This window comes from Marinobacter zhanjiangensis (assembly GCF_014651935.1).
In the GTDB taxonomy this organism is placed as follows: domain Bacteria; phylum Pseudomonadota; class Gammaproteobacteria; order Pseudomonadales; family Oleiphilaceae; genus Marinobacter; species Marinobacter zhanjiangensis.
The window spans coordinates 134,913-154,599 of the sequence record NZ_BMXV01000003.1 but is presented as its reverse complement, the minus strand read 5'-3'; the positions used below and the strand labels follow the sequence as shown (position 1 = coordinate 154,599).

General features: G+C 61.1%; 18 protein-coding genes and 1 tRNA gene. 10 read left to right on the top strand and 9 right to left on the bottom strand.

Going from position 1 to position 19,687, the window contains the following annotated elements:
• The first annotated feature begins 42 nt into the window (after nt 1-42).
• Both IE079_RS07370 and phnN read left to right on the top strand, forming a co-directional pair.
• Entirely contained in the window at nt 43-1,251 is a 1,209-nt protein-coding gene (locus IE079_RS07370) for an MFS transporter (RefSeq protein WP_189575001.1), read from the top strand.
• 135 nt (nt 1,252-1,386) lie between these two features.
• A complete protein-coding gene (gene phnN, locus IE079_RS07365; RefSeq protein ID WP_189574999.1) occupies nt 1,387-1,989 on the top strand; it encodes a phosphonate metabolism protein/1,5-bisphosphokinase (PRPP-forming) PhnN in 603 nt (200 codons plus the stop codon).
• A gap of 88 nt (nt 1,990-2,077) precedes the next feature.
• Here phnN and IE079_RS07360 read toward each other — a convergent pair whose 3' ends face one another.
• The 5 genes from IE079_RS07360 to IE079_RS07340 all read right to left on the bottom strand — a co-directional run bounded on the left by IE079_RS07360 (nt 2,078) and on the right by IE079_RS07340 (nt 7,443).
• Nucleotides 2,078-4,207 carry a PQQ-dependent dehydrogenase, methanol/ethanol family gene (locus IE079_RS07360; RefSeq protein ID WP_189574997.1) on the bottom strand — a complete coding sequence of 710 codons (2,130 nt, stop codon included), beginning with the start codon at nt 4,205-4,207 and terminating at the stop codon, nt 2,078-2,080.
• A 183-nt stretch (nt 4,208-4,390) separates the two neighbouring features.
• The gene (locus IE079_RS07355) at nt 4,391-4,816 is read right to left on the bottom strand and encodes a secondary thiamine-phosphate synthase enzyme YjbQ (RefSeq protein ID WP_189574995.1); all 426 of its coding nucleotides are present in this window, start codon (nt 4,814-4,816) and stop codon (nt 4,391-4,393) included.
• Between the two features lie 143 nt (nt 4,817-4,959).
• Nucleotides 4,960-6,024, bottom strand: a complete 1,065-nt coding sequence (locus tag IE079_RS07350; RefSeq protein ID WP_189574993.1) for a succinylglutamate desuccinylase/aspartoacylase family protein — start codon at nt 6,022-6,024, stop codon at nt 4,960-4,962.
• 1 nt (nt 6,025) lies between these two features.
• Nucleotides 6,026-6,931, bottom strand: coding sequence for a 30S ribosomal protein S6--L-glutamate ligase (gene rimK, locus IE079_RS07345; protein ID WP_189574992.1), 906 nt, complete (start codon nt 6,929-6,931; stop codon nt 6,026-6,028).
• Nucleotides 6,928-7,443, bottom strand: coding sequence for an ATP-dependent zinc protease family protein (locus IE079_RS07340; RefSeq protein WP_189574991.1), 516 nt, complete (start codon nt 7,441-7,443; stop codon nt 6,928-6,930). Before IE079_RS07340 ends, rimK begins: the two co-directional genes overlap by 4 nt.
• Before the next feature lie 210 nt (nt 7,444-7,653).
• Between IE079_RS07340 and phrB the strand changes: the two genes are divergently transcribed.
• Nucleotides 7,654-9,066 (top strand): deoxyribodipyrimidine photo-lyase, encoded by a 1,413-nt coding sequence (gene phrB, locus IE079_RS07335; protein WP_189574990.1) that lies wholly within the window; start codon nt 7,654-7,656, stop codon nt 9,064-9,066.
• Nucleotides 9,067-9,436: 370 nt separating this feature from the next.
• On the opposite strand, the gene IE079_RS07330 is transcribed toward phrB, so the two are convergent.
• The 4 genes from IE079_RS07330 to hemA are packed head-to-tail and all read right to left on the bottom strand — an operon-like array spanning nt 9,437 to nt 13,409.
• Nucleotides 9,437-10,180 (bottom strand): HesA/MoeB/ThiF family protein, encoded by a 744-nt coding sequence (locus IE079_RS07330; RefSeq protein ID WP_189574989.1) that lies wholly within the window; start codon nt 10,178-10,180, stop codon nt 9,437-9,439.
• A gap of 22 nt (nt 10,181-10,202) precedes the next feature.
• A complete protein-coding gene (prmC, locus tag IE079_RS07325; protein ID WP_189574988.1) occupies nt 10,203-11,042 on the bottom strand; it encodes a peptide chain release factor N(5)-glutamine methyltransferase in 840 nt (279 codons plus the stop codon).
• Nucleotides 11,035-12,120, bottom strand: coding sequence for a peptide chain release factor 1 (prfA, locus tag IE079_RS07320; RefSeq protein WP_189574987.1), 1,086 nt, complete (start codon nt 12,118-12,120; stop codon nt 11,035-11,037). The genes prmC and prfA overlap by 8 nt, the downstream gene beginning before the upstream one ends.
• Nucleotides 12,117-13,409: a glutamyl-tRNA reductase gene (gene hemA, locus IE079_RS07315; protein ID WP_189574985.1), complete on the bottom strand. Its 1,293-nt coding sequence runs from the start codon at nt 13,407-13,409 to the stop codon at nt 12,117-12,119. Before hemA ends, prfA begins: the two co-directional genes overlap by 4 nt.
• A gap of 349 nt (nt 13,410-13,758) precedes the next feature.
• Here hemA and IE079_RS07310 point away from each other — a divergent pair, with 349 nt between their 5' ends.
• The 7 genes from IE079_RS07310 (at nt 13,759) to pth (ending at nt 19,559) form a co-directional block, all read left to right on the top strand.
• Nucleotides 13,759-15,504 (top strand): tetratricopeptide repeat protein, encoded by a 1,746-nt coding sequence (locus tag IE079_RS07310; RefSeq protein ID WP_189574982.1) that lies wholly within the window; start codon nt 13,759-13,761, stop codon nt 15,502-15,504.
• 8 nt (nt 15,505-15,512) lie between these two features.
• Complete coding sequence (gene lolB / locus IE079_RS07305) at nt 15,513-16,151, top strand: lipoprotein insertase outer membrane protein LolB (RefSeq protein ID WP_189574980.1); 639 nt, start codon at nt 15,513-15,515, stop codon at nt 16,149-16,151.
• 17 nt (nt 16,152-16,168) lie between these two features.
• On the top strand, nt 16,169-17,023 hold the full coding sequence (ispE, locus tag IE079_RS07300) for a 4-(cytidine 5'-diphospho)-2-C-methyl-D-erythritol kinase (protein ID WP_189574977.1): 855 nt from the start codon (nt 16,169-16,171) through the stop codon (nt 17,021-17,023).
• 22 nt (nt 17,024-17,045) lie between these two features.
• Nucleotides 17,046-17,120 (top strand) — tRNA-Gln (locus IE079_RS07295).
• Between the two features lie 52 nt (nt 17,121-17,172).
• Nucleotides 17,173-18,123, top strand: coding sequence for a ribose-phosphate diphosphokinase (locus tag IE079_RS07290; RefSeq protein WP_189574975.1), 951 nt, complete (start codon nt 17,173-17,175; stop codon nt 18,121-18,123).
• A 173-nt stretch (nt 18,124-18,296) separates the two neighbouring features.
• The gene (locus IE079_RS07285) at nt 18,297-18,944 is read left to right on the top strand and encodes a 50S ribosomal protein L25/general stress protein Ctc (RefSeq protein WP_189574973.1); all 648 of its coding nucleotides are present in this window, start codon (nt 18,297-18,299) and stop codon (nt 18,942-18,944) included.
• A gap of 24 nt (nt 18,945-18,968) precedes the next feature.
• Nucleotides 18,969-19,559: an aminoacyl-tRNA hydrolase gene (gene pth / locus IE079_RS07280; protein ID WP_189574971.1), complete on the top strand. Its 591-nt coding sequence runs from the start codon at nt 18,969-18,971 to the stop codon at nt 19,557-19,559.
• The last annotated feature ends 128 nt before the right edge of the window (nt 19,560-19,687 follow it).

Here is a 19,687-nt window from a genome sequence, read left to right as displayed (position 1 = left end):
TACTTTCCAATAGTCTTCTAACAACAACACCTGAATCCGACCATGACCCAGAACCACCGCCCGCCCCTGTTGCTGCTGATTGGCATCGGCATGATGTGCACCATCACCCTGGTAGTGTTCGCGCGCCTCGCCTATGGCCTGGTCATGCCCGGTATGCTGGAGGGCCTGGGGCTCGACTACAGCGAAGGCGCCAACCTGGGCACGGTTACCGCCCTGGGGTACCTGACCATGCTGATGGTAGCCGGCGTTTTTGCCTCCCGCTACGGAAGCAAGCAGGCGATTTTCCTCGGGTTATGTTTCGCCGCCACAGGTTTCACGGGCCTTGCCCTGTCCGATAATTACTGGCTGAGCATGGCCATGATGGCGCTACTGGGCTTTGGCACGGCCTTCGGCTACACCCCGCTGATTTCGCTGCTGGGCAGCTGGTACCCGGAGAAACGGGGCGCGGTCATCGGCTTTGCTAACGGCGGCGTTGGTCTGGGGCTGTTTCTGGCAGGGGTGCTGGTGCCCTTCCTGACCACTACCTGGCCCGACCAGGGCTGGCGCCTGGTGTGGGCTGTTTTTGGCGCCTCCGCCGTGCTTGCGGGACTGGTGGTCGGTCTGTTCCTGCGTAATCCGCCCCGGGGCAGTGGCAGTGGCGGTCCCGCCGATCCGGTGCCGGCAGTGCGCGCCGGGGTATACCGCAACCCCCACGTGATCAATATCGGGCTGATCTACGGCATTGTTGGCCTGACCTACATTGTGCAGACCATCTTCATGTACAGCTTCGCCCTGGAATCCGGCATCCCGTCCCTCATTGCCGGCCGCCTTGCCGCTGCCATGGGGCTGCTGGGTCTTGTTGCCGGCCCGCTGTGGGGCTGGATATCAGACCGGCTGGGGCGCTCCAATGCGCTGGTTCTGTCCATGGGCTCATGCTCCGCTGCCATGGCTCTGCCGGTGATATCGCCTACCCTGCCGTTTTTCGCCATGCACTACATCATTATGGGTCTGTGCGTGTCCGGGCTGTTTACCTCGGTACTGGCTGCCTCCACGGAAACGGTCCATCCGCGACTGGCGCCGGTGGCGGTCAGTTTCGTGACCCTGTTCTTCGCCCTGGGCCAGCTTACTGGCCCGGCGGTCGCAGGTGTCATTGTGGAATCCTACGGAGGCTTCAGCCGGGCGTTTACCATCACCGCTTCGCTGATGGCCTTCGGTGTGATCATTTGCTGGTACAGCCGCAAGAGCCAGCAGTGGATGGCTCCCGTCGCCTGACTCCTGTTTTGACGACACCGGTTCCCTGTTCATAGGCTTCAGTAAAAAGGGAGACCGTATCTCCGGCAGCGGAGCAAGCGGTCGCGCTGCGTGTGGTCCATACTCCCTGTGGAATGGGGAACAGAAGGTCTGCTGATGACAACCGGAACCCGACAAGACAGAGGTCGTCTTTTCTATCTGATGGGCCCTTCCGGTGCCGGCAAGGACTCGCTGCTGGACGCCTGCCGGAATCAACGGGTGTCGGGCCAGAGGCTGCGTACCGCACCCCGGTATATCACCCGCCACGAGGGCGCCGGCGGCGAGGACCATATCGCCGTAACGCCCGGGGACTTCCATCAGCAACTGGAGCACGGTCGCTTTGCCCTGCACTGGCTGGCCAATGGCCGGCACTATGGCATCGGCATCGAAGTGGATCGGTGGCTGGCTGCCGGCGACGTGGTGCTGATGAATGGCTCCCGGGCCCATCTGGAGCAGGCCCTGGGTCGGTACCGGGAGCTGCTGGTACCGGTCCTGATCTGTGTTGACCCGGAAAAACAGCGCCAGCGCCTGGTGGACCGGGGACGGGAAACAGCAGCGGAAATCGAAGCCCGTGTGGAACGGGCCCGGCGCCTTCAATCAGAACTGGAAAGCCGGTTTGTTACTATCCATAACAATGGCACCCTGTCCGGCGCCACGGAACAGCTGTTGGCGATCATCAGAGACCACCTGCCAGAACGCCTGTCCCGGCACCAGAACTGAATCAGAGTCGCCAATCAGGACTCTTGCAGGAAGGCGGTTCCGGCGCACCGTTGATGTGTGCCGGAACCGTGTGTTGCAGGCGCGGGAATCAGTCCCCGGAGGAGGACGCCTTCTCCTGCTCCGCCATGGCCGCGCGAGCGGCATCAGCGGAACCCTGGATGAAGGCCACGATCTGCTCCAGCTCCCGTTCGCTCAGTTTGCCCTTGAAACTGGGCATGCCGAGCGCTGCCCGGGCATCGGTGAAGACAATGTCCTCGATATTGCGGATCACTGCCGGGCTGGAGTAGCCCAGATTGGGCAGGTTGCCACCATTATTGACCGCCGGCACGCCATGACAGAGCAGGCAGTTGGTCATGTACAGCGCGCCGCCGGCAGGGACATCGTCCGGGTCGTAGCTTACCCCCTGCAACAGGTCGGACGGCTGGCGGATCACCATGGAGTCGGGCATGGAGGCATCCCCGCCCAGCCGGAAGGTAAACACCCGGCCCGGCCCGACTTTTTCGGTGGCTCGCTGGGTAATGCCATAGACACCGCCCCAGCCCACGGCAACGGATACATATTGCTGCCCGTCATGCTCCCAGGTAGAGGGTGCGGCCACCACGCCCGTGCCTACCGGTGTCTGCCACAGCAGCTCGCCGGTGCCGGCATCGTAGGCGAGAAAACGACCGTCAGCGGTGCCCTGGAACACCAGGTTGCCCGCGGTGGTCAGGGTACCGCCGTTCCAGGGAGAGACGTATTCTGCCCGCCAGACCTCTTCCTGCTTCACTGGATCCCAGGCCAGCAAGGTCCCGAACGGCGTTGCCTCAGGCGCGACATTGGCGAAGAAGTAGCCGGTATTCCAGCCCAGTCCGGCGTTGGGTGCTCCGGTGGTCGTGTTGTTGTATTCGTAATTGGGGTTATTCTGCAGCACCAGCGGCACACCCTGAGCCGGGATATAGACCAGGCCGGTGTCCGGGTTGAAGGACATGGGGTGCCAGTTGTGGGCACCGTAGGGGGACGGAATGGTCTCCCAGGGATCGGTCCGCGAACGTGCCCCCTCTACTTCGATGGGGCGCCCATTGTCGTCATAGCCTTCGGCCCAATTCACCTGCACGAAAGGCTCCGCCGAGATGAACTCGCCGTCGGTGCGATCGATAACGTAGAAAAAGCCGTTCTTGGGCGCCTGCATCAGCACCTTGCGCTTGTCGCCGTCGATCTCCAGGTCAGCGAGGATGATGTGCTGGGTGGAGGTATAGTCCCAGGAATCCCCGGGCGTATGCTGGTAGTGCCACTGGTATTCGCCGGTGTCCGGGTCGAGGGCCACGACGGAGGCAAGATAGAGGTTGTCGCCGCCGGCCGGGCTGCGCTGCAGACGGTTCCAGGGTGTGCCATTGCCGGTGCCCACGTACAGCAGGTCCAGTTCCGGGTCATAGGCCATGGAGTCCCACATGGTGCCGCCACCCCCTTCTTCCCACCATTTTCCCTCGGGGTCCCAGGTTTCAGCGGCTTTCTTCATGCTGTCGTCTTCGAACGGCTCATCCGGATTACCGGGTACCGAGAACCAGCGCCAGGCCTGTTTGCCGGTTTCCACGTCGTAGGCGGTGAGGTAACCGCGCACGCCGTATTCGGCGCCGCCGTTACCGATAATCACCCGGTCATTGATGACCCGGGGCGCACCGGTAATGGTGTAGGGTTTACTGCGGTCGATGAGGGTATTCACCTTCCACAGGCGCTCGCCGGTGGCGGCATCAAGGGCATGGAGGTAGCCGTCGAAGGACCCGACATAAACCTTGCCATCATGGATGGCCACGCCCCGGTTGACCACATCACAGCATCCCTTCACACCCCATTCCCGGGGGACATCCGGATCATAGGTCCAGAGCGGTTCGCCGGTGGCCGCATCCAGGGCGTGGACCACCGACCAGGAGGCGGTCACATACATGACTCCATCCACCACCAGCGGTGTCGCTTCCACACCCCGGCGCGAGTTGAGGTTGTAGGACCAGGCCAGGCCCAGCTTGCCCACATTGTCATCACTGATCTGGTCCAGGCGGGAAAAGCGCGTTTCCGCGTAGTTGAGGCCGTAACTGGGCCACTCACGAGTGGTCTTGTCGTTGGCGATAATAGCGGCGGTATCGATTCCGGCGGCAGCATTGCTGGCAGGGCTCTCGGCCTGGGCCGACAACGCACACACCCCCACCACCCCGACAACCGTCAGGCGGGTCAGTAAGTGCTTCATCCGTTTCTCCCTTACTCCTATGTCCGTCAGGACGGGCGGAGTGTTTCTGTTGTTTTTGTAGTGGCGGTAGCCCATGAAGCATACGGGCCACCCGTAGGGAACTATTGACTACACTTCACACTTTGTCCAACTTCCCGAAACGATTGAGTCGCCGTTCAGGCATCGGGCTGCGCTCTGGACGGCTCACCAGCGCCCCTGGAGGGTAGCAATAATCCGCCGGTCGCCGCCCCGGTTACGGTGTTCGCACAGGTAGATGCCCTGCCAGGTGCCGAGGGCCAGGTGGCCGTCGCTGACGGGGATGATCAGGCTGGGGCCGATGAGGATGCTTTTGATGTGGGCGGGCATGTCGTCGGGGCCTTCGAGGGTATGCTCATAGTGGGGGGCGTTTTCCGGCACCATGACATTGAGGTGGCGCTCCACGTCGCCGCGCACGTCGGGATCAGCGTTTTCGTTGATTGCCAGGGAGGCGGAGGTGTGCTGGATAAACAGGTGCAGCAGGCCGACCTGGCAGTTCACCAGTTCCGGGCCATTGGAGAGCACCTCATTGGTGATCAGGTGGATGCCCCGGGAGTACTCCTGTAGCTGGATGGTTGTCTGGTCCCAGATCATGGTGGCTCCTTTTATGTCGGTTTAGAGATAACTGCCCAGGATTGCAGTTTTAGGGGGCTGACCGTGGTGCCGGGGGATCCGGGTGTTACAGATACCGCTTCCCCCACTAACTAAAGACGTTCCATCAGGAGTAGTAATAACGTCTACTTGGGATCATTGTCCCACGGATGCACAGGCAACACCGCCTCGGTCATTTCCGGGTCCAGGGAAGACCGGAAGTAGTCCATGGCCTTTTCCGCCTCGCCCAGTTCATCAAAGCGGGCCACGTGGTAGATGGCTTCGCCTTCGTTCACCAGCGGCAGGTTGTTGACACAGATAACGATGCCGGATATGGGCGTCACCACGCTGACCTCGGTTTCACCGAAGGGATCGGCCACCATGGCCAGGCGCTGGCCCTTGCGCACCTTCTGGCCCAGCTTGGCCACGGGGCGCATGATGCCGTCAATATCGGCTCGCACCCACATGGACATGGCGGCGATTTCTGAACGCTTGCGGGGGGCTTTCGGGCCTTTCTTGCTGGGGACCATTTCCAGCGCCCGCATCACGCGGATCACACCTTTCACACCGCTGGTGATCACCACGTCGTCGAAACGCAATGCTTCACCACCTTCGAAGGTGATAACCGGAATATCCTGGGAGTCGGCATAGGCCCGCAAACTGCCTTCCCGCAGGCTGGCATTGAGGATGACGGGGGCACCAAAGGCTTCGGCCATGCGCACGGTTTCCGGGTTCTTCAGTTCCGCGCGGATCTGCGGCAGGTTGAAGCGGTGGATGGCACCGGTGTGCAGGTCGATGATGTGGGTGACCTTCTCCATGATCTGGGTGCGCAGCAGGTAGGCGATGCGCCCACCCAGAGAGCCACTCTCGCTGCCGGGAAAGCAGCGGTTCAGATCGCGCCGGTCGGGCAGATAGCGGGTTCGCTGCACAAACCCGAAGATATTGACGATGGGTACTGCCAACAGGGTGCCTCGAAGGTGTCGCAGGGTGGAGTTCTTCAACACCCGGCGGACGATCTCCACGCCGTTGATTTCGTCACCGTGAATGGCACCGCACACCATCATCACCGGGCCATCCCGGCGGCCATGGATGACTTCTACCGGTATGTGCAGCGGGGTATGGGTGTACAGCTTGGCGACAGGGACTTCCACGGTCTGGCGGGTGCCTGCCTTGATTTCGGTACCCGCGATAACGAAAGGTGCGCGGGCCACTTCAGCCTCTCCCCTTGGTTCGGGTTTTCCAGGGTTGCTGGTTCTTTTCAGTCCAGTTGACGATCATGCCGGCCACGTTTTTGCCGGTGGCATTCTCGATGCCTTCCAGGCCCGGTGATGAATTGACTTCCATTACCAGCGGCCCGCGGGAGGACCTCAGCAGGTCGACACCGGCCACGTTCAGGCCCATGGACTTGGCTGCCATGATGGCGGTGCGCCGCTCTTCCGGCGTGATGCGGATCAGCGAGGCGGTGCCGCCCCGGTGCAGGTTGGAGCGGAACTCGCCTTCTGCACCCTGGCGTTTCATGGAGGCAATAACCTTGTCACCGATCACGAAGCAGCGGATATCGGCACCACCGGCCTCCTTGATGAACTCCTGCACCAGGATGTCGGCCTTCAGGCCCATAAAGGCCTCGATCACACTCTCGGCCGCCTTGCGGGTTTCCGCCAGCACCACGCCGATGCCTTGGGTGCCCTGCAGCAACTTGATGACCACCGGGGCGCCGCCCACCATATTGAGCAGTTCCGGCACGTTGTCGGGCTTGTTGGCAAAGCCGGTGACCGGCATGCCGACGCCCTTGCGGGCGAGCAGCTGCAGCGACCGCAGCTTGTCGCGAGAGCGGGTGATGGCCACCGACTCGTTCAGCGGAAACACGCCCATCATTTCAAACTGACGCAGTACCGCCGTGCCATAGAAGGTTACGGAGGCACCGATACGCGGAATCACCACGTCAAAATTCTCCAGCACTTCCTCGTGGTAGTGAATCTGGGGATTGGCAGACGTGATGTTCATGGAGCAATGCAGTGCGTCGATAACCCGCACTTCATGGCCCCGGTTAATACCCTCTTCCACAAGGCGACGCGTGGAATACAGGTGCCTGTTTCGGGAGAGAATTGCTATTTTCATTCATCATTCCTTAACGCCGGATCTCCGGCCAGGTAGGAGGCTTCAGGCATAACGGTGCAACGGCCTGCCATGGCCGTGCGGCCCAGCAGCATACGGAAGCGCATGTTGTCACGATTGGTCAGGGTCATTTCAATGGGCCAGCTCTGGTCGCCCAACAATACCCGGGTCTCGATGACCAGCCGCAACTCCCTGTGGCCGCCGGAGTCGGTGACGGATCGTTCGTCGATCACGGCAGCGTCACATTCCACCACCCGATGGAGGTTATGCTGCTCCGGGTGCACCCAGAATTTCACACGGCGCTGACCACCAACCGTATAAGGCTCGGTGCGAAAGGCATGTAAACAGGAGGTGCGGGCCCCGGTGTCCACCTTAGCCTTGATCAGGGCGATACCCAGATCGGGCAGTGCCAGCCATTCCCGCCAGCCAAGGGCAACCCGCTTGCTGACGCCCTCACCGGGTGCCTGTTTGGGTGGCTCGACCACTGCCGGTTCTGGTGCAACATTTCCGGGCATTGTTGGGCTCCTTATTGGTGGTATCCGGCTCAGGGTCCCCGTTTGCACAGGGCGCATTAGATGTGGCAAAGACCATGTACTCAATACGCATAATTGCCCACCCGGAACCATCAATGAATCAATAATCTACACTCACTATAATCCAGCTCGGGATATGCGGCGAATAAATGGAGCCGAACCCTTTTTCCACTCCATCTCAGGAATTGCTTCATGACCCAACTGGTGTGGTTTCGCAACGACCTTCGCACCGCAGACAACCCCGCGCTCACCGCAGCCTGCGCTCAGGACGGTACTGTGCGTGGGCTGTTCATGGTAACGCCGCAACAGTGGCGGCAACATGACTGGTCACCCGCCAGGGTACAGCTGATGCTCGGCCACCTGAATGACCTGGGCCGGCAACTGGCCGGCCTTGGCATTGTGCTGGATATCATCGAGTGCGATGACTTTGCCGCCAGCGTCAAACTTCTCGAGGATCATTGCCACAGGCATGAGGTCCGCCAGCTGCACTTCAATGAAGAATACGGCATCAACGAACGCCGCCGCGACCGGCAGGTTCGCGATTGCCTTGCGGGCAGCGACATTCAGGTCAGCAAATACCGGGATCAGACGGTAGCACCGGTTGGCAGCATCCGCACGGGGAAAGACGAACCCTATTCCGTGTTTACGCCTTTCTCCCGACGCTGGCGGCAGTGGGTCGAGGCAGCCTCCCCCAGGGTTCTGTCGGTGCCTGAGGCGCTGGGCAAGGCCGTGCAATGGGAACCCTATGGCGCCAGGGCAACCGACCTGGGTTTCGATACGCCACCGCCTGACCTGGTCATCCCCAGTGAGGATGCTGCCCACAGTCAGCTGGAACGATTTCTCGACGAACGCTGTGGTGACTACAAAGAGCAGCGGGACTTCCCGGCTGTAGAGGGCACCAGCCAGATTTCCCCTTATCTGGCCATCGGCGCCCTGTCCGGTCGCCAGTGTCTGCTGGCCGCCCGCGGGGCTCAGGGGCAAGGTGGTAATCAGGAAGGCTTTTCCACCTGGGTGAATGAGATCGCTTGGCGGGATTTCTATATTCATATCCTCTACCACTACCCGCAGATCAGTATGCACAAGGCGTTCAAACCGGAGACGGAAGATCTGCGCTGGAACCCCGCCGGCGAGCATTTCGAGGCCTGGAAGGAAGGCCGGACCGGTATCCCCATCGTCGATGCGGCCATGCGCCAGCTCCGGGAAACCGGCTGGATGCATAACCGTTTACGAATGGTGACGGCGATGTTTCTCACCAAGAATCTGTTTATCGACTGGCGCAAGGGCGAGGCCTGGTTCATGCAGAATCTGGCCGATGGCTTCCTGGCATCCAACAACGGCGGTTGGCAATGGAGTGCGTCGACTGGCACAGATGCGGCACCCTACTTCCGGGTGTTCAACCCGGTTACCCAGAGCGAGCGTTTTGATCCACAGGGGGAGTTTATCCGCCGCTGGGTGCCGGAATTGGCGAAACTGGATAACAAGCGGATTCACAATCCGGGCACGGGTGGTGTGATTCCCGGGGGCTATCCGCGGCCTATTGTGGATCTGAAGGAAAGCCGAAAGGAGGCTATTGCGAGATTTCAGGCTTTGAAGAAATCCGAGTAGTTTTGGAAGCGAATAGCACCACAATCTGAGGCCCGTAGGGGGAGGACCTTTTCCGGGACCGTCGAGCTCTATGACCGCCATGGATGGCGGGAATGCCGATTTTGCAGGAGCAAAAATCGGCCAGGGACGCACTTGCGGGGCGTGTCCTGGAATAAAGGTATCGCTTCAGGCGCCAAGCCCGAGTGTCCCAGTCCGGCAAGACTGCAATCAGGTGCGTAGGCCTGCAAGGCGATGCCCTTTTCCGGGACACGCCGTGAATCCATCCATGGAGGCTCTTCGAAAACGTCCCTGTTTTCGAAGGTCCCGGAAAAGGGCCTCACCTCACAGGCTTCTGACTTGGGTGCTATTCGCTTAATGATCTGGCCAAAATTCAAGAACAAACCGGACAATCCGGATCCCGCGCCAGCTTCATCTCCCGCCATTCCATCTGCCAGGCATCCAGAATCAACAGCCGGCCCACCAGGGGCCGGCCCTTGCCCGAGATCACCTTGATGGCCTCCATGGCCTGGGTGGCGCCTATCATGCCTACCAGCGGGCCAATCACCCCGGCCTCGGAACAGGTCAGATCCTCATTGCCCTGTTCGGGATACAGGCAGTGATAACAGGGGCTGGACTCATCGCGGGAATCATAGACCGTCACCTGCCCTTCACCACGGATAGCCGCACCGGAAACCAGTGGCACCTTGGCCGCTACACAGGCGCGGTTGAGCGCGAAACGGGTGTTGAAGTTGTCCGTACAATCCAACACCAGATCCACACCGCCGACGGCCTCCACCAAAGCCTCGCCTTCCAGGCGATCAATTCGGGCTGTCACCATGATATCGGGGTTAATAGCCTGAACACGTGCGGCCAGTTCTTCTGCTTTTGGCCGACCGATGGCCTGCTCATCAAAGGCAATCTGCCGCTGCAGGTTTGCCAGCTCCACATCATCGTCATCCGCCAGTATGAGCTCGCCCACCCCGGCCGCACCCAGGTAGAGCGCGACCGGACAACCAAGGCCGCCGCTGCCGACCACCAGCACGCTGGCCTGTTTCAGGGCCAGCTGACCGTCCACATCGAAGCGGGGGAGTAACAGCTGACGGCTATAACGGAGTAGTTCGTTGTCATCGAGCATTGAATAAGTCCTTGGCAAAAAATCAGTGCCAGCGCCCCAGGGTCAGCCGGTCATTACCACCATAGTCCTTCCGGGTTTCGACATCGGAATAGCCCGCGGCCCGGAACAACAACCGTACCGACTCCCCCTGATGGTAACCATGCTCCAGCATCAGCCAGCCACCGGGTGTAAGCCAGTACTGACTTTCCTGTATCAGGTGGCGGATGGCATCAAGGCCATCCCGGCCGGATACCAGGGCGGAATCGGGCTCATACCGGACATCGCCGCTGACCAGGTGATGATCGCCCTCCTCTATATAGGGAGGATTGGAAACGATCAGGTCGAAGTGCTGATGTTCAAGGCCCGTGAACCAGTGGCTTCGGGTAACGGTCAGGGGCAGGCCGCAGCGCTCGGCGTTGCGGCGGGCCAGGGCCACCGCCTCCGGCACCAGATCCGTGGCCCGGGCCTGCCACTGGGGCCGCTCGCTGAGCAGCGCCAGGGCGATGGCGCCGGTGCCGGTGCCCAGGTCGATCACTCGCGCCCTCTCCGGCAGTGGCAGCGATAGTGCGGCCTCGACCAGGCACTCGGTATCCGGGCGTGGGATCAGGGTAGCGGGAGTGACTTCCAGCGTCAGCGACCAGAACTCCTGGTGGCCGAGGATATGGGCTATCGGTTCGCCGGCGACGCGGCGTTCCACCAGCTGACGGTATGACGCGAGTTGCTCCGGCTCCAGTATCGCTTCCGGAAACGCGCGGAAGCGGGTACGGGACCAGCCCGTGACCTGGGCCAGCAACAGTTCCGCGTCAAGGCGGGAGGATTCACTGTCGATTCGGGTGCTGGCTTCGGTCAGCACCTGCTCGCAGGTCAGTGACGACTCACTCATCCGACAGACTGGCCAACAGGTCGGCGTTGTGTTCCTGCTGCAGGGGCACGATCACCGGGTTCAGGTCGCCGGTGATCACCTCATCCAGCTTGTACAGGGTCAGGTTGATACGGTGGTCGGTCACCCTTCCCTGGGGAAAATTGTAGGTGCGGATCCGCTCGGAACGATCGCCGCTGCCCACCAGGCTCTTGCGGGCATCGGCCTGGGACTGGGCCTGCTTCTCCGCTTCAATGTTCTTCAGGCGGGACTGCAGGAAGCTCATCGCCTTGGCTCGGTTCTTGTGCTGGGAACGCTCTTCCTGGCACTCCACCACCATCCCGGTGGGAATGTGGGTGATGCGGATGGCCGAATCCGTCTTGTTGACGTGCTGACCACCGGCACCGGATGCCCGGAAGGTGTCCACCCGCAGGTCCGCCTTGTTGATCTCGATGGCCTCGGCTTCATCGGCTTCCGGCATCACCGCCACGGTGCAGGCGGACGTATGGATACGCCCCTGGGATTCCGTTTCCGGCACACGCTGCACCCGGTGGGCACCGGATTCGAATTTCAGCGTGCCATAGACATCATGTCCGCTTACCCGGCTGATGATTTCCTTGTAGCCGCCATGCTCACCCTCGCTGGCACTGATCACTTCCACCTGCCAGCCCCGGGTTTCGGCATAGCGGCTGTACATGCGGAACAGGTCACCGGCAAACAGGGCGGCCTCGTCGCCACCGGTACCGGCGCGGATTTCCAGAAACACGTTCTTGGCGTCATCCGGATCCTTCGGCAGCATCAGGCGCTGCAGCTCTTCATCCAGTTCATCCCGCTTGTGGCGCGCTGACTCAATCTCTTCTTCGGCCATCTCCCGCATATCGGCGTCGCCTTCCCGGGCCAGTTCCTCGGCGGTGGCCAGATCATCCAGAGTACGCCGCCATGCCTGGAAACAACGGACGATGGGTTCGATCTCGGCAAATTCCTTGGAGAGCTCGCGGAACTGTTTCTGGTCGGCAATCACGCCCGGATCGCTCAACAACGCGCTGACCTCCTCGAAGCGGTCAACCAGCTGTTCGAGGCGGGCCTGAATGGATGCTTTCATAGTTTTTCCAGAGTGACGGGTGCGTCCAGGGGATCGAGGGCTTCCAGCTGGTACAGCTCACGCAGCCATTCGGCCACTTCGGGCCGCCCTTCGGCTGAGGCCTTGCGCACCTGTACCGAGGGTTCATGCAGTAACTTGTTGGTAAGACCCCGGGCGAGGCCGCGAAGAACCGTTTCCGGATCGTTGCCCTTGTTCAGGGCCCTGACGGCCTTGGCCACCTCCCGGTCACGAAGGTCCTCGGCACGCTGACGATATTGCTTGAGGGTGGAGACCGCATCCAGTGCACGGATCTGGCTGAGGAAATCCTGGGTGCCGGCGACAATCAGGTTTTCGGCTTCCCGCGCGGCCCCCTCACGGGAGCGCAGGTTTTCCTCGATCACCTGACGCAGATCGTCCACGGTGTAGAGATAGACATCGTTCAGCTGCGCCACTTCCGGCTCGATATCCCGGGGAACGGCAATATCCACCATGAAATAGGGGCGGTGCTTGCGTTTCTTCAGGGCACGTTCGACAGCCCCCTTGCCCAGGATAGGCAGGGGGCTGGCGGTGGAGGAGATGATAATGTCCACATCCCGCAGGTGCTCGGGGATGTCGGACAGCACGATCCCCCTGCCACCATGGGCCTCCGCCAGAGCCTGAGCCCGCTCCACCGTGCGGTTGGCAACGATGAAATCCTTCACCCCCGCGTCCGACAGGTGTCGCGCCACCAGCTCGATGGTCTTGCCGGCACCGATCAGCAGCGCCCGGTTACGGGACAGGTCGGAAAAAATATGGTGGGCCATGCTGACCGCAGCATAAGCCACCGACACCGGGTTCTCGCCAATGGCGGTTTCGGTCCGCACCCGCTTGGCCACCGAAAAGGTATGCTCGAACAACCGCGACAGGAACGAGCCACTGGCCTCATGTTCCCGGGCCAGGACATAGGCATCCTTGAGCTGGCCAAGAATCTGCGGCTCGCCCAGCACCATGGAGTCCAGCCCGGCGGCCACACGCATCATGTGCCGGACCGCCTCGCTGTCCCGGAACACATAAATGGAGTTTTCCAGATCTGCCGGTGCCATCTCGTGGAAACCGGCCAGCCAGCGCAGGACCGCAGGAGCGCAGTCATCATCGCCGGCCAGGTACAGCTCGGTACGGTTACAGGTCGACAGGATCGCGGCCTCGGTGGCGCCAGTCGCCAGGCGCAGCTCACGAAACGCGTCCGGCATGCGGTCCGGCGTAAAGGCGACCCTCTCCCGGATCTCCAACGGCGCTGTGCGGTGGTTAATGCCCAGTGTTATCAGTGCCATAGTATTCGGGGGAACTCCGAAGCCGAAAAAAAGCCGGGATTAAGCGATAATGCCACCATTTTACCGGCGCAACCGGAGTACTGCCACCCACCACGAGAGGTATATCCCCTTACTCTGTGAGGAATATCCCCCTGGCGGGCCGGAAAAAGGCACGTAAATTAGCGCAGGCCATCCCGTTTACAGCTCCGGGCCGTCACCCCGACTTGGGCCCGTCAGTGGCTTGTGCCATCATAGGCCAAAGAGCCGCTCATGCATGCCTTCGCACCCCCGGTGGGCGTGGGAACTTTCCGGCGGCCCAGGAATCAGCGGCACAGGTAGTGTGTCCATGCCTCAGACGTCAGGAAGCCCAATGCCAAGAAAAGCCCTGTATCTCGCCATCAGCCTTCTGGCCTTCACCGGTTGCGCCAGTATTGACCGGGAAGAACCGGCACCGGCAGAGCCCACCGAAACCACGACCACCCAGGAGCCCGCCACCGAACAACCCGAGGCAGAGGTCGAGGAAAGATCTTTCCGGCCGGAAGAGCTCTACCTGCTGGTTACTGGTGAAATTGCTGCTCAGCGGGGCCAGTATGACATCACGCTCGCCAACTATGTGGAGGCCGCCCGACAATCGCGGGATGTTGGTGTTATCCGCCGCGCCCTGCTGATTGCCGAATCCCTGAACAGCCAGAGTGCGGCACGCACCCTGACCAACACCTGGATTGACGTTGCCCCTTACAGCGAAGACGCCCGCCGTGCCGCTGCCATCCAGTCCCTGCGGGACGGCGACATGGAAGGAACCCTGACCGAGCTGGAGCAAATCCTGAACCTGGGTGGCGATGCCGACTTTGACAGCCTGGCGGCCATGGCGCCCCGGATGCCGGCCGACCAGCAGCAGGAACTGCTCCGGCTGTTCAGCGAGTTGCAGCAACGCCACCCCGACAATGCGGAGATCCGCTACAGCACCGCGTTGCTGGAAAGCCTGATGGGCGCTCCGCAGGACGCCCTGAACACCCTGGCACCCCTGCTGGACGAAAAGCCCGAGTTCCAGCCCGCACTGGTATTGAAGGGAGAGCTGCTCCACGACGTAGGTCGCACCGGCGAAGCACTGGAGCACCTGCAGACCAGATCCCGCCGTTACCCGGACAACCGCCAGCTGGGCACTCTTTATGCCCGGCTACTGGTCAACGAGGACGAGCTGCGGGCCGCCCAGGACGAGTTCGCCCGCCTGGTGGAGCGGTTTCCCGAGGAGCATGGCCTGCGACTGTCCTGGGCACTGGTTGCCATGGAGAACGGCGAGCTGGGCCTGGCGCGGGAACAACTGCAGCGTCTGACCAGGCTGCCCCGGTATCAAAGCCAGGCTTACTACTATCTGGGCCAGGCGGCCGAAAAGGATGACAACATCGACAAGGCGATCATCCTCTACGAGCAAGTAACAGAAGGTTCCCTCTATTACCCGGCGCTGACCCGGGCTGCCGAACTGCGTGCCCGGGATGGCGACCTGGATTCGGCCCTCGAGCAAATTCGCGCCGCCCGTGAATCGAATCCGGACGACGCCGCCAACCTGTGGCTGGCCGAGGTCAACCTGCTGCAGACACTGGACCTGCACAAACAGGCGGCAGAAGCCGCCAGCAAGGCGCTTCAGGCCCACCCCGAAAACCAGAGCCTGCTGTATGCCCGCTCCATGAGCCACGAAAACCTGGGCAACATCGACCAGTCCCTGGCAGACCTCAGCACCATGGTCGAACTGCAGCCGGACAACCCCACGGCACTGAACGCCCTGGGGTATGTGCTGACCATTCACACCGACCGGCTGTCCGAGGCCCGCACCTATATAGAAAAGGCACTGACCATGGACCCGGACAACCCCGCTGTACTGGACAGCATGGGCTGGGTGCTGTTCCGACAGGGTGATACCGAAGGTGCGCTGGACTACCTGCGGCAGGCCTACGAGATTTACCCGGACCCGGAAATTGCTGCCCATTTCGGCGAAGTACTATGGCGCACCGACCAGCAGGCCCAGGCCCGTGTGGTATGGGAACGCGCCCTGGACGAAGCACCGGACCATGAACTGTTGCTCGAAACCCTTGACCGGCTGGGCATCGAAGACCTGTGAAATCGTTAATGACGACTTTCTGGAAACCCTGTGCGGCCATAGTGCTTGCCCTTTTCATGGCCGGCTGTGCCACCGTTCGCCAGGAACCCCTGCCTGATGGGCTGACTGATCAACCACCGGCAGACTGGGCCGAACGGCAGGCCAGCCTCCAGCGCTTCAACCAGTGGCAACTGACCGGCAAACTTGCGGTTCGTCAGCCCGGTGAAAGCGCCTCTGCCATGATCAACCAGTGGCTCCAGGACAACGAACACTACCAGCTGGCCCTGTCATCCAGCTTCCTGGGCATGGGCAGAACCCGACTGGAGGGCTCCCCGGGGTTCATAGAGCTGGAGTTGCCCGACGGCGAAACCTATTCCTCCAGCGACCCCCAGGGGCTGATCTACGCCGCGACCGGCTGGGAGCTGCCCATCGAGGCCCTGGTCTGGTGGGTTCGCGGCCTGCCCTCGCCTGAGGGGGACTTCCGGCTGGCGTTCGATCCCCAGGGTGACCTGGCGCAAATCGAGCAATCGGGCTGGACCATCCGTTACGAGCGCTGGCGCGACTTCGTGGACGGACAGCCATCACTGCCGGCGCGCCTTACCGCCCGCAAAGGCGAAAAACTGGTGCGCCTGGTGGTGTCGTCATGGCAGCCCCACAGCGACTCCTGAACAACACGGACGGCTCGATGACCGAAATCACCCTGCCTTCGCCGGCCAAGCTCAACCTGTTCCTGCATATCACCGGTCGCCGTGCCGACGGCTACCATGAGCTGCAGACCCTGTTCCAGTTCCTGGACTACGGCGACACCCTGACCTTTCGCCTGCGCGATGACGCCCGTATCAACCTGCAGCCAGAGCTGACCGGCGTACCCCGTGACCAGAACCTCATCATCCGCGCCGCCGAGCACCTGCAGGCCACCACAGGCACCAGCCTGGGTGCGGATATCATCCTGGACAAGCGGCTGCCCATGGGCGGCGGCCTGGGCGGCGGCAGCTCCAATGCCGCCACCACCCTGCTGGCACTGAACCACCTGTGGCAAACCGCATTGTCCGAGGACCGGCTTGCTGAACTGGGCCTGGCACTGGGCGCCGACGTGCCGGTATTCGTCCGCGGACGCGCAGCCATGGCAGAAGGTGTTGGCGAAAAGCTGACCCCGGCGTCACCACCGGAAGACTGGTTTGTGGTACTGAAGCCGGATGTCGAGATCAGCACCGCCGATATTTTTTCGAATGCAGGGTTGACAAGAAATACCCCCCGAATCACAATAGCGCCCGCTTTTGAGGGAGATGCCTCAGGTTACCGGAACGATTGTGAAGACGTAGTCAAGCGATTGTATCCAGAGGTAAAAAACAGCCTGGACTGGCTGAGCAAATTCGGACCCGCAAGATTAACCGGGACCGGAGCTTGCATCTTCGGACGTTTCCCGACAGAAGCTGAAGCCCGGAGTGTTTGGGCGGAAAAACCCACCGGCATCACGGGGTTCGTAGCTAGAGGGGTGAATCGTTCACCACTTCATAAAAAGCTGACAGAGCTGACATGATGCCGAGAAAGCAGCACGATATTGGGGTGTCGCCAAGTGGTAAGGCAACGGGTTTTGATCCCGTCATGCGCAGGTTCGAATCCTGCCACCCCAGCCACCTTTCTTCCTATTCCTCTGAATCCAAAGCTGAGTTACAGAAGGATACCGCCGTGTCCAAGTTGATGATTTTCGCCGGCAATGCCAACCCGGAACTCGCCAAGGCCATTGCCCAGAAACTTCATATCCCCATGGGACAGGCGACCGTAGGCCGCTTCAGCGACGGTGAGACCACTGTCGAGATCAATGAAAACGTGCGCGGTCACGACGTCTTCATCATCCAGCCCACCTGCTACCCCACCAACGATAACCTGATGGAACTGATCGTGATGGCCGACGCCCTGCGCCGCGCATCCGCCACACGCATCACCGCCGTTATCCCCTATTACGGATACGCACGCCAGGATCGTCGGGTACGTTCAACACGGGTAGCCATCAGCGCCAAGGTGGTGGCGGACATGATCTCCTCCATCGGGGTGGACCGTGTACTGACGGTAGACTTGCACGCTGACCAGATTCAGGGCTTCTTCGACATTCCGGTGGACAACATCTACGCCACGCCGGTCATGCTCGAGGATATCGAGAAGCAGCGCTTCGAGAATTTCATTGTGGTATCCCCGGATGTGGGCGGTGTGGTTCGCGCCCGTGCCGTCGCCAAGCGCCTGGACGATGCCGACCTGGCCATTATCGACAAGCGTCGCCCCAAGGCCAACGTGTCCCAGGTCATGCACATCATTGGTGATGTAAAAGACAAGACCTGCATTCTGGTGGACGACATCGTCGATACCGCCGGCACGCTTTGCAAGGCCGCCAACGCGCTCAAGGAACACGGCGCCGCCCGCGTGGTTGCCTACATCACCCACCCGGTACTGTCGGGCCCGGCCATTGACAACATCAATGCGTCACAGCTGGACGAGCTGGTAGTGTGCGATACCATTCCGCTGGGTGACAAAGCGAAGAACTGTGATAGAATCCGCCCCCTCGGAATGGCGGGGCTGATGGCCGAATCCATTCGTCGCGTCAGCAACGAAGAGTCCATCAGCGCCATGTTCGAGAACGTCTGAGCCAGCAGTAACGCCAGATACCCAGGGAATCATCTCTGAAGAATCCGGAACTGGAGCCCTGTTTTCGCGGGGCTCCAGTTCTGCTTTAAGCGCCGGAATAATCCGGCCTTCACTATACTCATCGCCGCAAGCCTGGTCGCGGGCCCGGTGGATGATTGAACGAGGTAATAACCATGTCCAAGAAGGAATTCGTCATTGAAGCATTTCCTCGTGACGACCAGGGGAAGGGTGCGAGCCGCCGCCTGCGTCGCGAGGAGCGTAAGATTCCTGCCATCATCTATGGTGGCAACAAGGAAGCTACGCCCATCGCCATCTGGCACAACGAGCTGAAGAAAGACCTGGAAAACGAGGCCTTCTTCTCTCACATCCTGACCATCGACCTTCAGGGCAAGAAAGAAAGCGTCATCCTCAAGGATCTGCAGCGTCACCCGTACAAGCCGATTCTGAGCCACGCTGACTTCCAGCGCGTCGACAAGGACCACGAGATCCACGTCAACGTACCGCTGCACTTCCTGAACGAAGACCAGGCACCGGTGGTCAAGCTGCAAGGTGGCGTTATCTCCCACCAGCTGAACGAGGTGGAAGTTATCTGTCTGCCACAGGACCTGCCCGAGTTCATCGAGATCGACGTTATGGATCTCGATCTGGACCAGGTCATTCACCTGAGCGATCTGCAGATGCCGAAAGGCGTTCGCTCCGCTGCCCTGCAGCACGGTGAAGATTATGACCAGGCGGTCGTGTCCGTGCACCTGCCGCGTGGCGCCAAGACAGATGATGAAGAAGACGAAGAAGGCGGCGAAGAAGCCGAAGACAAGGAGTAATTCCTGTCCGGGGAGCAGGCGTTTATGGCACAGGATATTGTCATGGTGGTGGGTCTCGGTAACCCCGGGGCCGATTACGAGAATACCCGTCATAACGCCGGCGCCCTGTTCGTCGAAGCGCTGGCCCGTGAAGCGGGCCAGCCGCTCCGCCCCGAAAAGAAGTATCATGGACTCTATGCCCGTATTCACTGGCAGGGACTTGACCTGCACCTGTTAAACCCCACCACGTTCATGAACCGCAGCGGCCAGTCCATCAAGGCCCTCGCGGATTTCTTCAAGATTGCTCCACAACAGATCCTCGTCGCCCACGACGAACTGGACCTGCCCCCCGGCACGGCCAAACTCAAGAAAGGCGGCGGCCACGGCGGCCACAATGGCCTGCGGGACACCATTGCTCACCTGGGCACCAACGAATTCCAGCGCCTGCGCGTAGGCATCGGCCACCCCGGCGACAGCCGCAAGGTGACCGGCTATGTTCTGGGCAGACTGACCAAGCAGGAAACCACAGAGCTGAACGCGGTTATCGACGAGATTATCCGGGTACTGCCCGACGCGGCGAACGGCAATCTGTCTGCCGCCATGAACCGGTTGCACAGCTTCAGACCTACGGCCTGACAGCACGGGCCACAGCAGCACTGGGCCGCAAGGGCAACCCCTTACTCGCACCCGTACCCTTTCACCGGTATAATCCGGCCAAATTTCTCCAGGAAGCCTGCTTCCGCCCGACCTGAACGGGACACTCC

Excerpts from the sequence above, each read along its gene's own strand:
- IE079_RS07370 (WP_189575001.1), top strand. The coding sequence starts at position 43 with ATGACCCAGAACCACCGCCCGCCCCTGTTGCTGCTGATTGGCATCGGC.
- phnN (WP_189574999.1), top strand. The coding sequence starts at position 1,387 with ATGACAACCGGAACCCGACAAGACAGAGGTCGTCTTTTCTATCTGATG.
- IE079_RS07360 (WP_189574997.1), bottom strand. The coding sequence starts at position 4,207 with ATGAAGCACTTACTGACCCGCCTGACGGTTGTCGGGGTGGTGGGGGTG.
- IE079_RS07355 (WP_189574995.1), bottom strand. The coding sequence starts at position 4,816 with ATGATCTGGGACCAGACAACCATCCAGCTACAGGAGTACTCCCGGGGC.
- rimK (WP_189574992.1), bottom strand. The coding sequence starts at position 6,931 with ATGAAAATAGCAATTCTCTCCCGAAACAGGCACCTGTATTCCACGCGT.
- IE079_RS07340 (WP_189574991.1), bottom strand. The coding sequence starts at position 7,443 with ATGCCCGGAAATGTTGCACCAGAACCGGCAGTGGTCGAGCCACCCAAA.
- phrB (WP_189574990.1), top strand. The coding sequence starts at position 7,654 with ATGACCCAACTGGTGTGGTTTCGCAACGACCTTCGCACCGCAGACAAC.
- IE079_RS07330 (WP_189574989.1), bottom strand. The coding sequence starts at position 10,180 with ATGCTCGATGACAACGAACTACTCCGTTATAGCCGTCAGCTGTTACTC.
- prmC (WP_189574988.1), bottom strand. The coding sequence starts at position 11,042 with ATGAGTGAGTCGTCACTGACCTGCGAGCAGGTGCTGACCGAAGCCAGC.
- prfA (WP_189574987.1), bottom strand. The coding sequence starts at position 12,120 with ATGAAAGCATCCATTCAGGCCCGCCTCGAACAGCTGGTTGACCGCTTC.
- hemA (WP_189574985.1), bottom strand. The coding sequence starts at position 13,409 with ATGGCACTGATAACACTGGGCATTAACCACCGCACAGCGCCGTTGGAG.
- IE079_RS07310 (WP_189574982.1), top strand. The coding sequence starts at position 13,759 with ATGCCAAGAAAAGCCCTGTATCTCGCCATCAGCCTTCTGGCCTTCACC.
- lolB (WP_189574980.1), top strand. The coding sequence starts at position 15,513 with ATGACGACTTTCTGGAAACCCTGTGCGGCCATAGTGCTTGCCCTTTTC.
- ispE (WP_189574977.1), top strand. The coding sequence starts at position 16,169 with ATGACCGAAATCACCCTGCCTTCGCCGGCCAAGCTCAACCTGTTCCTG.
- IE079_RS07285 (WP_189574973.1), top strand. The coding sequence starts at position 18,297 with ATGTCCAAGAAGGAATTCGTCATTGAAGCATTTCCTCGTGACGACCAG.
- pth (WP_189574971.1), top strand. The coding sequence starts at position 18,969 with ATGGCACAGGATATTGTCATGGTGGTGGGTCTCGGTAACCCCGGGGCC.